This is a genomic window from Bacillus sp. FSL M8-0063 (genome assembly GCF_038005545.1).
Classification (GTDB): Bacteria; Bacillota; Bacilli; order Bacillales; family Bacillaceae_G; genus Bacillus_A; species Bacillus_A wiedmannii.
In genome coordinates, this window is sequence record NZ_JBBOTJ010000001.1 from 4348189 (window position 1) to 4362812 (window position 14624).

The 14624-nt window shown below is 38.8% G+C and carries 13 protein-coding genes; 5 read left to right on the top strand and 8 right to left on the bottom strand.

The features are described 5' to 3' along the window. Window positions 1-110 precede the first annotated feature (110 nt). The 4 genes from menB to MKX31_RS22310 all read right to left on the bottom strand — a co-directional run bounded on the left by menB (window position 111) and on the right by MKX31_RS22310 (window position 4952). On the bottom strand, window positions 111-929 hold the full coding sequence (menB, locus tag MKX31_RS22295) for a 1,4-dihydroxy-2-naphthoyl-CoA synthase (protein WP_000963888.1): 819 nt from the start codon (window positions 927-929) through the stop codon (window positions 111-113). 68 nt (window positions 930-997) lie between these two features. Continuing rightward, window positions 998-1810, bottom strand: a complete 813-nt coding sequence (menH, locus tag MKX31_RS22300; RefSeq protein ID WP_064474440.1) for a 2-succinyl-6-hydroxy-2,4-cyclohexadiene-1-carboxylate synthase — start codon at window positions 1808-1810, stop codon at window positions 998-1000. Continuing rightward, window positions 1807-3561, bottom strand: coding sequence for a 2-succinyl-5-enolpyruvyl-6-hydroxy-3-cyclohexene-1-carboxylic-acid synthase (menD, locus tag MKX31_RS22305; protein WP_064474439.1), 1755 nt, complete (start codon window positions 3559-3561; stop codon window positions 1807-1809). Before menD ends, menH begins: the two co-directional genes overlap by 4 nt. Further along, window positions 3558-4952 (bottom strand): isochorismate synthase, encoded by a 1395-nt coding sequence (locus MKX31_RS22310; protein WP_064474438.1) that lies wholly within the window; start codon window positions 4950-4952, stop codon window positions 3558-3560. The genes menD and MKX31_RS22310 overlap by 4 nt, the downstream gene beginning before the upstream one ends. 194 nt (window positions 4953-5146) lie before the next feature. Between MKX31_RS22310 and MKX31_RS22315 the strand changes: the two genes are divergently transcribed. Continuing rightward, complete coding sequence (locus MKX31_RS22315; RefSeq protein ID WP_000425755.1) at window positions 5147-6100, top strand: 1,4-dihydroxy-2-naphthoate polyprenyltransferase; 954 nt, start codon at window positions 5147-5149, stop codon at window positions 6098-6100. A 121-nt stretch (window positions 6101-6221) separates the two neighbouring features. Next, on the top strand, window positions 6222-6953 hold the full coding sequence (locus MKX31_RS22320) for a yteA family sporulation protein (RefSeq protein WP_064474437.1): 732 nt from the start codon (window positions 6222-6224) through the stop codon (window positions 6951-6953). A 43-nt stretch (window positions 6954-6996) separates the two neighbouring features. Here the strand turns inward: MKX31_RS22320 and cspD are convergent, their stop codons facing one another. Further along, entirely contained in the window at window positions 6997-7197 is a 201-nt protein-coding gene (cspD, locus tag MKX31_RS22325) for a cold-shock protein CspD (RefSeq protein ID WP_001193052.1), read from the bottom strand. 321 nt (window positions 7198-7518) lie between these two features. Between cspD and MKX31_RS22330 the strand changes: the two genes are divergently transcribed. The 3 genes from MKX31_RS22330 to MKX31_RS22340 all read left to right on the top strand — a co-directional run bounded on the left by MKX31_RS22330 (window position 7519) and on the right by MKX31_RS22340 (window position 9454). Then, window positions 7519-8301 (top strand): TIGR00266 family protein, encoded by a 783-nt coding sequence (locus MKX31_RS22330; protein WP_064474436.1) that lies wholly within the window; start codon window positions 7519-7521, stop codon window positions 8299-8301. Window positions 8302-8520: 219 nt separating this feature from the next. Continuing rightward, a complete protein-coding gene (locus tag MKX31_RS22335; protein ID WP_001260119.1) occupies window positions 8521-9243 on the top strand; it encodes a lipase family protein in 723 nt (240 codons plus the stop codon). Between the two features lie 76 nt (window positions 9244-9319). After that, window positions 9320-9454: a hypothetical protein gene (locus MKX31_RS22340; protein ID WP_081257150.1), complete on the top strand. Its 135-nt coding sequence runs from the start codon at window positions 9320-9322 to the stop codon at window positions 9452-9454. A gap of 157 nt (window positions 9455-9611) precedes the next feature. Here MKX31_RS22340 and glgP read toward each other — a convergent pair whose 3' ends face one another. The 3 genes from glgP to glgD form a co-directional block, all read right to left on the bottom strand. Beyond that, the gene (glgP, locus tag MKX31_RS22345; RefSeq protein ID WP_087984936.1) at window positions 9612-12020 is read right to left on the bottom strand and encodes a glycogen phosphorylase; all 2409 of its coding nucleotides are present in this window, start codon (window positions 12018-12020) and stop codon (window positions 9612-9614) included. Window positions 12021-12038: 18 nt separating this feature from the next. Continuing rightward, entirely contained in the window at window positions 12039-13469 is a 1431-nt protein-coding gene (gene glgA / locus MKX31_RS22350; protein WP_002203738.1) for a glycogen synthase GlgA, read from the bottom strand. A 113-nt stretch (window positions 13470-13582) separates the two neighbouring features. Further along, window positions 13583-14617 (bottom strand): glucose-1-phosphate adenylyltransferase subunit GlgD, encoded by a 1035-nt coding sequence (gene glgD, locus MKX31_RS22355; protein ID WP_088047694.1) that lies wholly within the window; start codon window positions 14615-14617, stop codon window positions 13583-13585. Window positions 14618-14624 lie beyond the last annotated feature (7 nt).

A 14624-nucleotide genomic window follows, 5' to 3' on the forward strand; every position in this document is an offset into this window, starting at 1 on the left:
TCCTAGCCCCTTCCGTCTAAGAACCTTCCGCCCGAGAAAGTAAAAAACACTTTCTGTGCGAAAGAACCTTAGCCTACGAGGCTAAACAGTCGGCTCCGCTTTTGATTTGATCACGGGAAACGAGGGAATTGACCGAAGTCCGGACTGCGTTTTTCTTTGAACGCGTCGCGACCTTCTTTTGCTTCGTCAGTTGTGTAGTACAATAACGTTGCATCTCCAGCTAGTTGTTGAATACCAGCTAGACCGTCTGTGTCTGCGTTGAATGCAGCTTTTAGGAAACGAAGTGCCATTGGGCTGTTTGCTAAGATTTCTTGTGCCCATTGTACTGTTTCTGCTTCAAGCTCTTCTAATGGTACTACTGTGTTTACTAAGCCCATATCAAGCGCTTCTTGTGCGCTGTATTGACGGCATAGGTACCAAATTTCGCGAGCTTTCTTATGGCCTACCATACGAGCTAAGTAACCAGCTCCGTATCCACCGTCAAAGCTTCCTACTTTAGGACCTGTTTGTCCAAATACAGCATTGTCTGCAGCGATTGTTAAGTCACATACGATATGAAGTACGTGTCCACCACCGATTGCATAACCTGCTACCATTGCAATAACTGGTTTAGGAATTGCGCGAATTAGACGTTGTAAGTCTAATACGTTTAAACGAGGGATTTGGTCGTCACCTACATATCCACCATGACCGCGAACTTTTTGGTCGCCGCCAGAACAGAATGCACGTCCACCTTCACCTGTTAAAATGATAACGCCAACATTTGCATCATCACGAGCGTGTGCAAAAGCGTTGATTAACTCCATTACCGTTTTAGGACGGAATGCGTTATGTACTTCAGGACGGTTAATCGAAATCTTTGCGATACCATTGTATGTTGAATAAATAATATCTTCGTAATTGCCTTCTTTTACCCATTCAATAGCCATTACAACTACCTCCTTGTATATTTCTGATCTCCTCTATAAGTGTAGCTTCCTTCTTAGATGAAAAAGCATCACTGCATAGTTTTTAGAAATCCCTTTACTATTGTATCAAACTTTTCCGGTTGTTCCACATGAATTGCATGGCCAGCACCATCAATTTTGACAAATTTCGCGTCAGAGACGCATTTTTCGATGTTTTTTAATATGCGAAAGAACTTTTCATCATACTCCCCGTTCATTAAAAGAACAGGCATTTTTAAGTTTTGCAGCTCGTTCCACCATGAAAGCTGAGCCCCTGTTCCCATGCCGCGCAAGCTATTTGCAAGTCCTTTTGGATTGTTAGCAAGTCTTTCTTTTCGCACTGCTTCTTGTACGTTTTGTGCTAAACATTTTTGCGTTTCAAACAGCGGAATATTTTCCCACATCGTTACAAAACTATTGATGCCTTCTCGCTCAATTTTATTGGCAAGTCGCTCATCTTTTACACGACGTTCTTCTCTCTCATCTTCACTTTTGAGTCCAGCTGTACAATTTTCTAATAAAAGGGAATGCACATACTCTGGATATAGACATGCCATCGTAATCGCCAGTCTACCGCCCATTGAATAGCCAAGTATGTGTGCTTTTTCAATATGAAGATAATCTAGTAGTTCTTTCATTTGCAATGCTGCATTTCGAATATCATAGTGAGTTACATCTTCAGGACTTTCCGTTTTTCCGTGCCCCACAATATCTACTAAAATGACTTGAAACTGTTCACTCCAAGAAGGAACGAAGGAACGCCACGTTTCCATGCTTCCCGTAAAACCATGAAGAAGTAGAAGTGGTTCCCCGCTTCCAACTACTTCATATTCATACGATACACCTTGCAGCGTTACGTTCATTTTGATTCACCTTGCAACGATGCAGTAATTATGTCCTGCGTTTTCGCCCACAATTTACGGTGCAATATTAAGTTTTCATCACGGTTCGTACAAATTTCTACAACGTATAAACCTTCCTTCGTCGTTCCCTTTTGCACCTCTTCTCGGAATTGCTCCCAACCATTTACACGGCTAAATGAACCGCCATACATTTTGACAACATGCTCGTAATCAAGTCCAATTGGCGTTCCAAATAATGATTCGAAATGTTCCTTTTTCTCATATTGTGGTAAGAATGAGAAAATACCGCCACCATCATTGTTTACAACGACAATCGTTATATTTAATTCATGTAATTTTGCGGCTAATAATCCGTTTAAATCGTGATAAAATGATAAATCACCAATAACTAATACGAGCGGATCGCAAATAATACTCGCTCCTAAAGCTGTCGAAATGATTCCATCAATCCCATTTACACCACGGTTTGCCATCACTTGAATATTTTTATCTGATGTGAAGAAGAATGAATCTGTATCACGAATTGGCATACTATTACTCGCGAATAATGTTGCCCCTTCTGGTAGTACGCGGACGATATCCGTAATAACTTTCCCTTCAAATGCAGTTTCATATGTTTCCATTTCACGAAGCGTTTCCTTCGTTTTTTCGTTTATATGTTGCCACATTCCGAACCAATCATTCTGTTTCATAGCTGGTATTTTTTCTATTAGTGCCTTGCAAAATGCAGTATCACTTGCCTGTACAACTTCTGTCGCAACGAGAGCTGGGTCTCTCCATTGGCCAGATTCTTCAACAACGATATGAACGGCTTTCTTCTGTTTTTTAATGAACTGCGTTAATGCTTTAGAAACAGGCATACCACCAAAGCGAATTATAACTTCTGGCTTCCACGTTTCTTTTAACAATTCATTTCGTAAAAATGTATCGTAACAGTCGATTACCATCGTTTTATCGTGATGTCCGCTACGAATGTTCGAAAGTGGATCCGCTAATATTGGATATCCCGTTTTTTCAGCTAGTTCTGCCGCAAACGCTGCGATTTCTGAATGACTATCATCTCCACAAATAATAAGCCCCTTTTCCATATGTGAAAGGCGCCCTACAAGAGAATCTACATATTCACTCGGCATCATCACGTTCCCTTGCTGAACTACTCCTGTATATTCCCCGCGTCCTTTATCCCATAAACTTTCTAATGAGAAATCTGGGATAAGCGGCTCGCGAACTGGAAAATTAAGATGAACAGGTCCTTGCGGCGCTAGAAGTGCGCTTGCTATCGTGCGCTGCGTCGTCATGCGAGCATAATGATACATCGCTTCACTCGCTTCTGGAAGTGCCATCTCTGTAAATTGCTTCACAAATGTACCGTATAAATTGAATTGATTCATCGCTTGTGGTGCACCAACATCTCTTAATTCATGCGGTCTATCTGCCGTTAAGACGATAAGCGGCACTCGTGAATGAAAAGCTTCACATACAGCTGGATAGTAGTTCGCTGCTGCCGTTCCTGACGTACATAATAATGCAACAGGGCGTTTTTTTGCTTTTGCGATACCGAGCGCAAAAAATCCTGCTGATCTTTCATCTACATGTAAATATGTGTTCATTCCTTCATGTTGTTCCATTAGTAGAGCAATCGGTGTTGACCGTGAGCCTGGACTAATGACAACATCACATACATTTAGACGCGTCAGTTCATCCACGAACGCGCCTAAATAATATGATAATGCTTCTATATGATTGTTCATTTCATTAATTCCTCCAAAGCACCAAGCATCGGTCTAAACTTCAAGCTTGTTTCTTCATATTCAAGTTGCGGTACTGAATCAATTACAATCCCGCATCCGGCAAATAAGGATGCTTTCGCGCCATTTAATAATCCGCAGCGAAGTGCAACCGCAAATTCACCATTTCCTTCATCATCTATCCAGCCAATCGGTGCACCATATAACCCTCTGTCTAACAATTCAACATCACGAATCAGTTTCATCGCTTCCAAACGAGGTGTCCCGCCAAGAGCTGGTGTTGGGTGTAATTCTTCTACCATTGTTAAAAGACTCGCATCGCCGTTTGCCTCTACAGGCGTATATAAATGAATTAAGTTTTTCGTTGTTAATAAGCCCGGACTTTCCGGAATATTAACGGATTCGCAGTGCTCATTTAGCACTCCTCGAATCATGTTCACAACATAACCGTGTTCAGCTAAATTCTTTTCATCATGAAGAAGCGCATTACTATTTCGTTTACTTTCTTCTATAGATTGACCATGACCAGTTGAACCAGCAAGACACATCGAAGTAAATTTCTCATCTTCTTTGCGTATTAACCTCTCTGGCGTCGCTCCTAAGAAGCATGCTCCTTTATAATCAAAAGAAAATACGTAACAATCCGGTTGCCCAATGCGAAGCGCTTCTAAAACAAGAGCAGAATCAATATGATGATCCATTTCTACTTTTAGCTCCCTCGCTAATACAACCTTCTGCACGTTCCCCTGCTTCATCTCATCTTGCACTGTCTCAATGGCCTTCATCCAGCCTTTCGGATCTACTTCTACTTTAGAAGTAACTGTTAATTTCGATCCCTCTAGTGCACATTTACTCTCCCCAAAAATTTTCTCTTCTAAAGAAACAATTTCGTTATAAAGAGTTTCTGCACAATCAGTTGCTGAAACGAATGTATTCATTGTTAACCATGCTTTTTCATTTTTTACAGTTAATAAAAATGCTGGTAGTGAAAATGTCGTATCATCAAATTCTTTCCATAAGTCGGTTTTCTCTTTTTCTTGGTCAAATGAAAATCCACCAAATAAAAGAGGACCTGTCCCAAATTCGTATCTTCCTCTTTGTACAAATGCTTTCTCTTTTACTTTATCCCACTCGTCACGAGCCGTTTGAAAGCGTTTGTGAGAAGAAGTTGCTATAGTGAAAACAGAGCCAATTCCAGCAAATATTACATGCTGAGCTGGGTCTGCAAAATAACATCTATTTTCGAATGAGATCCTTTTTCCTGCTGCATAAAACAGAAGCGGATCTATCCAGTCTATTTGTTTTACGAAGCTAACCAATATTTTTTCATCAGTTGCACGCTTAATGGCTGCACTAAGAACTTCTTGCAAGCCTATTTGTTTCGTTTGAATCACAATTGTCTCCCCCCTATGGGCGAAAAATAGTCATAATTACGCTTGATTTTAAGATACACCTCAAACGAAAGGCCTGTCAACGTTTAGCATTTCTGAGAAATTCACCTTCTCTTCCTAGAAAATAAACGTTGACACTAAATGATGCTTTTTCTACACTTAGTTGTGTACAATATGTGACCAAAGGAGGATTCAACATGGAAATGAACGTCGAAACGAATTCCTCTCCTACGGCGCCAAAGCCAAGTAAGCAAACCGGCTGGCGCATTTGGTGGAGTTTACTACGTCCCCATACATTAACAGCAGCTTTCGTTCCTGTTTTCATCGGAACAGCCTATGCGATGCAGGTCGGAGGTATAAATCAAATACATCTCCCTCTTTTCCTTATGATGCTTCTCGCTTGTCTTCTCATTCAAGCAGCAACAAACATGTTTAATGAATACTTTGATTATAAAAGAGGACTCGATCACGAAGGGTCAGTCGGTATCGGCGGCGCTATCGTTCGCGATGGCATTCAGCCGAAAACAGTGCTTAACTTAGCATTTGGATTTTTCGGCATCGCAATACTATTAGGTGTTTATATTTGTATGAATTCTAGCTGGTGGCTTGCTGCAATCGGTCTTGTTTGTATGGCCGTTGCCTACCTTTATACAGGTGGCCCACTTCCAATTGCCTATACACCATTTGGAGAGTTAACAGCCGGATTATTTATGGGTGTCATTATTATTGGGATTTCATTCTTTATTCAAACTGGAACTGTAACATCAGAAGTCATTTTATTATCTATTCCAAGCTCCATTTTAATTGGTGCCATTTTACTAGCTAATAACATTCGTGACTTAGATGGCGATAAAGAAAACGGTCGTAAAACGTTAGCAATTCTCGTCGGACGTGAAAGAGCCGTTGGTGTACTCGCTTCTATGTTCATCGTTTCTTATATTTGGACAATCGCTCTAATTATCGTGAACATCGTATCGCCGTGGATGCTTATCGTATTTTTAAGTGCACCGAAAGCATTGAAAGCGACGAAAGGCTTTATCGGCAAAAGCATTCCAATGGAAATGGTACCTGCGATGATTGCAACAGCGAAAACAAATACAATCTTCGGTCTCCTCATGGGAATCGGATTATTGCTTGGATATTTTCTATAAAAAGGAGCTGCTTATGCGGCTCTTTTTTTATACCGATTTCCGAGCTGAAATTCAGCTCATAATTCCTACTCTCAACGCTCATACTATGTAAAGAAACTGACTTGTAGGAAGGTGGAAGACTATGTTAACTCCACAACAAATAAATCAATTTAAATCTATTTTAGAAAAACAACAGCAAGAAGTTGAAGTAACAATACAAACTCATGAGAATACAGATCGTGCTTCTGAACGCGATTCTGTTGGAGAATTATCTAGCTATGACAATCATCCAGGTGATATGGCTACAGAATTATACGAACGCGAGAAAGATTTCGGGCTCATCGAATTTTGGCATAAGCAGCTAGAAGATACGAAACATGCCCTGCAAAAAATTGAAGCAGGTACGTATGGAATTTGCGAAGTATCTGGCGAAGAAATTCCGTTTGAAAGATTAGAGGCAATGCCAACCGCTACAACGTGTATTCAGCACACTACAAATAAATTAAATATGAACACACGACCAGTTGAAGAAGAGGTGTTGGCTCCTTCTTTTCACAAGCACGACGAAGATCATTCTGTAGAATACGATGCTGAAGATGCATGGCAAGATGTCGCAAATTACGGGACATCAGAAACACCGTCCGATTTAGAAAGACAGGATTCCAAAAACTATAATGGCATGTACGTAAATAGTGAAGAAAATGTTGGGTATGTAGAGGATTTCGAAAATTTTATAGGAACAGACATGTATGGCAAAAATCCGCAAGTTTTCGCCACAGAAGAACATGAAGAGTATGAACAAATGCTTGATGACTTTGAAGAGCGCACTTTCAAAGGCGAGTTATCTTCAAATGAATCTAGCTCCAAAGAATAAAAAAAGCATTCCGAAATTCGGAATGCTTTTTATCGCTAGCTAATTAGTTTTTTGTAACGTTAGCTGCTTGTGGTCCGCGGTTTCCTTCAACGATTTCGAAAGAAACTTCTTGACCTTCTTCTAAAGTTTTGAAGCCGTCGCCTTGGATAGCTGAGAAATGTACGAATACGTCTTCTCCGCCTTCAACTTCGATGAAGCCAAAACCTTTTTCGCCGTTAAACCATTTAACTTTACCTGTTTGCATGTCATGTACCTCCTAAATAAAAATGAAACTATGAATCCACATGAAAAGGTGGATATAAAGGACATGAATGTATAACAAGCTTACAGCCTTTAATACAACGTGCTTTATTTCCGTACCACATTATGTAGCTCAATAGTGTTTTCACTATATCATGCTATGTCAAAAACGTCAAATGAGAACACTTTCAAACCATCGTTTTTTATAATCCTAGTATAACCTTAAATTTTCATTCTATTTTTATTCAAAAATTAACAAATCTACAGTATTCTAATTCCTTTGATTTTTGTACAATATAATTACTACATATGATGAGGTGAAAAAATGCAAGCACATGAAATCGAGTATAAATTATATGGCGATGATATGCAGTTTGTTGAAATTGAATTAGATCCAGAAGAAAGCGTTATCGCAGAAGCTGGCGCAATGATGATGATGGAAGATCATATCGAAATGGAAACCATTTTCGGTGATGGTTCTGGCCCATCTAGTGGTCTATTCGGTAAATTAATGGGCGCTGGTAAGCGTCTCGTTACAGGTGAAAGTATGTTTATGACTGTCTTTACAAATACAGGTCCTGGCAAGCGCCACGTATCATTCGCCGCTCCTTATCCAGGAAAAATCATCCCTGTTGATTTAACACAATATCAAGGGAAAGTCGTTTGTCAAAAAGACGCGTTTCTTTGTGCAGCAAAGGGCGTTTCTATCGGAATTGAGTTTACGAAAAAAATTGGAACTGGTTTCTTCGGTGGTGAAGGTTTCATCATGCAGAAACTTGAAGGTGATGGACTCGCTTTCATGCATGCAGGAGGAACTGTATATAAGCGTGAATTAAAACCTGGCGAAAGACTTCGCATCGATACAGGTTGTCTCGTTGCCATGACAAAAGACGTTAACTACGATATCGAGTTCGTTGGAAAAGTAAAAACAGCTCTATTTGGCGGCGAAGGTTTATTCTTCGCAACGTTAGAAGGTCCTGGAACGGTTTGGATTCAGTCCTTAACACTTAGCCGTTTAGCAGCACGCCTTACAAGCCCAGCAGCTCAAAACAGCGGTGAAGGCAGCGTTTTAGGCGGACTTGGACGTCTTTTAGATGGGAAAGAATAAAACAAAAAAGAGATAGTCCCCTTCATAGGGAACTATCTTTTTTTGGACTGTATAAACCATTTTGAATCGTATTGGATTCCATAACCTCATTAGCCGCGCTTCTTCTTCATATTTATAAAGGAAAGGTTCAAGCCTAATTTTCAAACTTCCTCAAAAGAATGAATCAAGTCCCTCACTGCATATATTGAACTATACCTTTTCTTAAGGAGGGCTTCCTTAATGCGTACTCCTTTATCCTTCGATAAAGATACTGCCATATTGTTAGCTTCTTGTTGTGAGTTAACGTATGAACAATATAAACAAAATGGGATTTTCGAAATACCGGATGGTTTTCAATATGTACAAGGCTTTCAAGGAAAAACCATTCAAACGACAGAATGGTTTGGATTCATACTAGAATCTGAGGATACGATTATTGTAGCTTTTCGCGGGACACAAACAGATACAGACTGGATTATCGATTCACTCGTTAACCAAAAACCATACCCATATGCTTTAAACAGCGGAAATGTCCATAACGGCTTTCTTTCCATTTATGAATCTTGTCGAGATTCTATTATGGATATGCTCGTATCACTACCAGCCCATAAAAAACTTCTTGCAACAGGTCATAGCTTAGGCGGCGCGCTCGCCACACTACATATACTCGATGCGCGTATCAACACCGCCTTCGCACAGTACGGTCTTTATACATTTGCCTCTCCCAAAGTGGGCGATATTGCATTTCGTAATTATTATAAACTACAAGTAGCTAGTAGCTTTCGCTTTGTTAATCTATTTGATGTCGTTCCTCTTCTTCCTCCGCGCAATGTCCATTTTAATGACCAAGACTGGGAATATGCACACGTTCATCACAATATGACTTTTACAAAAAACACAAAATCTATTACAAATAATCATGCCATGACAACATACAAAACATGTCTGACTTCTCATTTTTAACCAGGTAATGATTGGAAATTCTATATCCTTATACTATAATAATATATGAAGTTATTTTTGGATGAGGGGACCTTACATGCTAAAATTTATCTTTGCACTTTTTCTCATTATAATTTTTTCGTTTACAGGTTTCTTTACATTTTCATACTTTGCGACGGGAGAATATGGTGGAACAGGTATCATATATACCGCTATCCCATTTCTTTCTTAAGCAAAAAAAGAAAACCGAGCTTAATGAGATTAAGCTCGGTTTTTCAAGTGATTATATTCCTCTTTTAAAAGTGAATACACTTTAGCATCCCTATACGTATAATTCATTTTTACACTTTGTCTCCATGAATAAAAGTCCCTTCAAAAGGGACTTTCACTTAATACTGTGTAACCGCATTACCAATACTCCAAATCTCATTACTATACTGTAAAATCGTTCGATCACTCGCAAAATGACCAGACTGTGCAATATTTAAAATCGACATTTCTAGCCACTTCGTTCGATTTTCATACGCTCTACCAACAGCTTCTTGCCTTTCCGCATATGGACCAAAATCTCGCAGAACGAAGTATTCATCATTTTGAATTACGAGAGAATCATAAATCGCTTCAAATTCAGCTCCCGAATGTGCAAAGAAACCATTCGTTAACTGATCTACTACTTTTTTAATATGCATATTGTGGTGATAATAATCACTTGCACGATATCCACCATTTTGATAGTAATGAAGAACCTCTTCCGCTGTTAAGCCAAAAATGAAACAGTTATCATCACCGACCCGGTCTTTTATTTCAACATTAGCTCCATCTAACGTTCCGAGTGTAATCGCACCATTCATCATAAATTTCATATTCCCCGTTCCTGATGCTTCTTTACTCGCAGTTGAAATTTGCTCACTCACATCCGCAGCTGGGAATATATCTTCCGCTAAAGACACTCGATAGTTTTCTAGAAAGATAACTTTCATATATTGGCTTACGTACGGATCATTATTCACTTTCCTTGCGAGTTCATTGATTAATTTAATAATTTTTTTCGCATAGTAATAGCCAGGTGATGCTTTCGCTCCAAAGATAAAAGTACGCGGGTAAAATGTAAAACTAGCATCCTCTTTCAAACGGTTATACAAATATAAAATATGAAGAACATTTAATAATTGTCGTTTGTAAGCATGTAGTCTTTTTACTTGCACATCAAAAATAGAATTAGGATCAATTGTAATCCCCATTTTATTATGAATGCGCTCCGCTAAAATCTCTTTACGCTCTTGTTTTACCTCTGCAAATTTCTCTTGGAAACTCGCATCATATTGAACTAATTGTAGCTCTTGAAGCTTAATCGGTTCTTTCTTCCACTCTGTTCCAATTGCCTCTGAAATAAGGTTCGTCAGCTGCGGATTCGCCTTCATTAACCAACGTCTATGAGCGATTCCATTCGTTTTATTATTAAACTTATCTGGATAAAACTCATAAAACAGTCGCATTTCACGTTGCTTTAAAATTTCCGTATGAATTTTTGCTACACCATTTACGCTATGGCTACCGACAATTGCTAAATGAGCCATTTTCACAAGATCATGCGCAATAATCGCCATCTCTTCAATACGATGCCATTCATATGGATAACGTTCCCAAAGTTCATGACAGAAACGTTCATTAATCTCTTCAATAATCATATAAATTCTCGGTAATAACGGTTTGAAAATGTGAATTGGCCACTTCTCAAGCGCTTCTGATAACGTCGTATGATTCGTATAAGAAATCGTTTGCGTTGTTATGTGCCAAGCTTCTTCCCATGCTAGTTTTTCTTCATCTAATAAAATACGCATCAGTTCTGGAATCGCCAAAACGGGATGTGTATCATTAATATGAATCGCAATTTTCTCATGTAATTGACGAAGGTCACCATATCTTTCTCTATGCATACGAACGATATTTTGCAAACTTGCTGATACGAGGAAATACTGTTGTTTCAAACGAAGTATTTTCCCCTCATCATGCGTATCATCTGGATATAAAAACTCCGATACCGCCTCTGTTTCACGCTTATATTTCAAAATATCTTTACAATTTTGCGGGAAAGGAACTGGTTCAGCATTCCAAAGTCTGAGTGTATTTACAGTACTCGTCTCATAACCTACTACTGGAACGTCATATGGTACTGCCATAATCACTTCTGCATTCGTATGCCTGAACTCTAAACGCCCGTCAATGTATAGCGGTTCCACATTGCCGAAATAACTTACTTCTACAGCTTGATCATGCCTTCTTACTTCCCATACGTTTTCATGAAGAAGCCACTGTTCTGGAAATTCAACTTGATAACCATCAACAATTTTTTGATCAAATAAGCCATGTTTGTAACGAATTCCACAGCCATGACCTGGTAAGTTTAAAGATGCAAGTGAATCAAGGAAACAGGCTGCTAATCGTCCAAGTCCACCATTTCCAAGACCTGCATCTGCTTCCACCTCTTCTAACTGTTGCAAAGAAATCCCAAGCTCAGAAAGTCCTTGCTCACATACATCCCTGATGCCTAAATTTAATATGTTACTTCCAAGCAAACGCCCAAGTAAAAACTCAATGGATAAGTAATACATTTGCTTTTGCTCTCCAGACCGATAACTTTCGTTCGTTGCAATCCATTGACTATTCATATACTCACGTACCATGTACCCAAGCGTATTGTATTGATCACGAGTTGTAGAGTCTTTAAAACTTTTACCATACATCGTCTCTAACTTTTCTAGAAAAGCTGATTTGAAACTTTCAACATGAGTAAACATTTCTTCACCACCTACATGTTATTCCATGAGACTTTTATACAATTTCTTATAGGCAAGAGCTGATTTCTCCCAGCTATAATCTTCAGTCATCGCTTGTTTTACAAGCTGCTCCCACACCGGTTTATCATGATAAAATTCAATTGCACGAAGAACCGTGTGCAACATGTCATGTGCATTAAAGTTCGTGAAACTGAAACCATTTCCTTCTCCAGTTTCTTCGTCATAAGATTGTACAGTATCATTTAATCCGCCTGTCTCTCTTACAATCGGAATTGTACCGTACGCTAATGCGATAAGTTGTCCAAGTCCACACGGTTCAAATAGTGATGGCATTAAGAATAAATCACTTCCTGCATACACTTGGTGGGCTAGTTCTTCATTAAATCCGATATACACTTTTACCTTCTCAGGATACTCGTATGCCATCCACTCAAAGAATTGTTCATATTCAGAATCACCTGATCCTAAAATAATACATTGCACATCTTCCTCCATTATTTCGCGGAATACAGTACGTACTAAATCAAGACCTTTTTGCTTCGTTAATCTCGTTACCATTGAAATAATTGGTGTATCTTCTTTTTCTGGCAAACCAAAATAACGCTGCAAGGCGCGTTTATTTTCATTCTTTTCCTCTAATGACTCTGCATCATACTGAGCAGTAATATACGAATCCGTTTCTGGATTATATACGCTCGTATCAATTCCATTTACGATGCCGCTAAGCTTACCATTATTTTTTCGTAACAATCCATCTAACTTCTCACCGAAAAACTCATATTGAATTTCCTCTTTGTATGTCGGGCTAACCGCTGTAATTTGATCAGAAGCGATAATTCCGCCCTTCATAAAGTTCACATTTCCATAGAACTCTAGCTGCTCACTATGAAAATATTCGTCACCAAGTTCTAACAAGTCGTACATCACTTCAGGAGGAAATACACCTTGGAACTGCAAGTTATGAATCGTATACACCGTTTTAATATGCTCATATAATGGATTATCTTGATACTTTTCACGCAGTAAGAAATTCACCATAGCTGTATGCCAATCGTGGCTATGGAGAACATCCACTTCGAAATCAAGATGCGGAATACACTCTAAAACTGCTTTCGAAAAATAAGAAAAACGCTCTCCATCATCATAATGACCATATAGAGAATCTCTCTTAAAATAATATTCATTATCTATTAAATAATACGTAATCCCGTCTTGCTCACCTTTTAAAATTCCGCAATATTGATTTCTCCACCCAAGCGGGACGTTAATTACTTTATGTAACGTACATCCATCCCTTAATTTTTGCGGAATAAGACTATAATTTGGAAGTATAATGCGAACGTCCACACCTAATTTTTTCAGCTCTTTTGGGAGCGCACCTGCTACATCAGCTAATCCTCCCGATTTAACAAATGGTACACATTCTGATACTGCAAATAAAATATTCACTTGTTGTCCCACTGCACGAAAAGCTTATACGACTTCCCTTGCAGCTTCCTCCCTTCGAGTTTTCATTTGAATGAATGCTTTAATCAGTGGAGGAAAAACCCCCACTGATTCTTTTAAGAATAACTATTAATCGTACTGCTTTGAACGCTTCCTTTTTCTACAACATATGGATCATCGGCGTTTCCTTTTAGTACAACACCGTCACCAATTTTCACGTCTTTATCAATAATAACACCGTCTATTATACAGTTATCTCCAATTTTGCTCTTTTGCATAATAATGCTATTACGAACAATTGAACCTTTTCCAATTGTAACAGAACGGGAGATAACACTATTTTCTACTTCTCCTTCAATAATACTGCCGTTTGCAATCATTGTATTTTTCACGGCTGCACCCTTCAGGTAACGAGTTGGTGGTTCATCTTTTACTTTCGTAAAGATCGGTGCTTCTTTCTTAAATAATTGCTTCCAAATAGCAGGCTGCAAAATTTCTAAGCTATGTTTATAGTAACTTTCAATCGAATCAATAATAGCTACATATCCTGTATGCTCATACGTAGCAATATGCAGTGATTTTCCGCGCTTTTCTCTCACTACATCAAATAAACTGTATTGCTCCACATCTTTATATGTCTCAAATAAATCTAACAATAATTGTTTCTTTAACACGTATGTTTGAAGCGAAACCCCTTCATGGCAAACTTCAGTAATATCAGCTGCCGTATGTATATGTCGCTCTAACACCGCTTGAAAATTTAATGCTGTTACGAGATGGCTATTCGTAATAACAACGTATTCTTCTCTAGCTCTTAAAAAATAATCAATATGTCTTCTAAAATGTGCAAAAGATCCAAATTCATCTTGGTCACATTGGCAATTTGGCGGGAATAAAAACAATCCGTCTCTTTTTCTATCTAAATCCCACTGTTTTCCTGAACCAACATGGTCCATTAGTGAACGGTTTTTATGACTTGTAAAAACCGCTACACTATGAATATTAGAATTCACCATATTTGAAAGCATGAAATCAATGAGTCGGTAACGGCCCCCAAACGGTAACGCCGCTAATGAACGATGCCCTGTTACTTTCTTTAAGGAAGGAAAACTTCCCGTTGCATTAATAATTCCTAACATTTTTTCTCCCATTCATTTC

What these genes read in the sequence shown, in the direction of transcription:
- menB (WP_000963888.1), bottom strand. Translation starts at nt 929, where the DNA reads ATGGCTATTGAATGGGTAAAAGAAGGCAATTACGAAGATATTATTTAT.
- menH (WP_064474440.1), bottom strand. Translation starts at nt 1,810, where the DNA reads ATGAACGTAACGCTGCAAGGTGTATCGTATGAATATGAAGTAGTTGGA.
- menD (WP_064474439.1), bottom strand. Translation starts at nt 3,561, where the DNA reads ATGAACAATCATATAGAAGCATTATCATATTATTTAGGCGCGTTCGTG.
- MKX31_RS22315 (WP_000425755.1), top strand. Translation starts at nt 5,147, where the DNA reads ATGGAAATGAACGTCGAAACGAATTCCTCTCCTACGGCGCCAAAGCCA.
- MKX31_RS22320 (WP_064474437.1), top strand. Translation starts at nt 6,222, where the DNA reads ATGTTAACTCCACAACAAATAAATCAATTTAAATCTATTTTAGAAAAA.
- cspD (WP_001193052.1), bottom strand. Translation starts at nt 7,197, where the DNA reads ATGCAAACAGGTAAAGTTAAATGGTTTAACGGCGAAAAAGGTTTTGGC.
- MKX31_RS22330 (WP_064474436.1), top strand. Translation starts at nt 7,519, where the DNA reads ATGCAAGCACATGAAATCGAGTATAAATTATATGGCGATGATATGCAG.
- MKX31_RS22335 (WP_001260119.1), top strand. Translation starts at nt 8,521, where the DNA reads ATGCGTACTCCTTTATCCTTCGATAAAGATACTGCCATATTGTTAGCT.
- MKX31_RS22340 (WP_081257150.1), top strand. Translation starts at nt 9,320, where the DNA reads ATGCTAAAATTTATCTTTGCACTTTTTCTCATTATAATTTTTTCGTTT.
- glgP (WP_087984936.1), bottom strand. Translation starts at nt 12,020, where the DNA reads ATGTTTACTCATGTTGAAAGTTTCAAATCAGCTTTTCTAGAAAAGTTA.
- glgD (WP_088047694.1), bottom strand. Translation starts at nt 14,617, where the DNA reads ATGGGAGAAAAAATGTTAGGAATTATTAATGCAACGGGAAGTTTTCCT.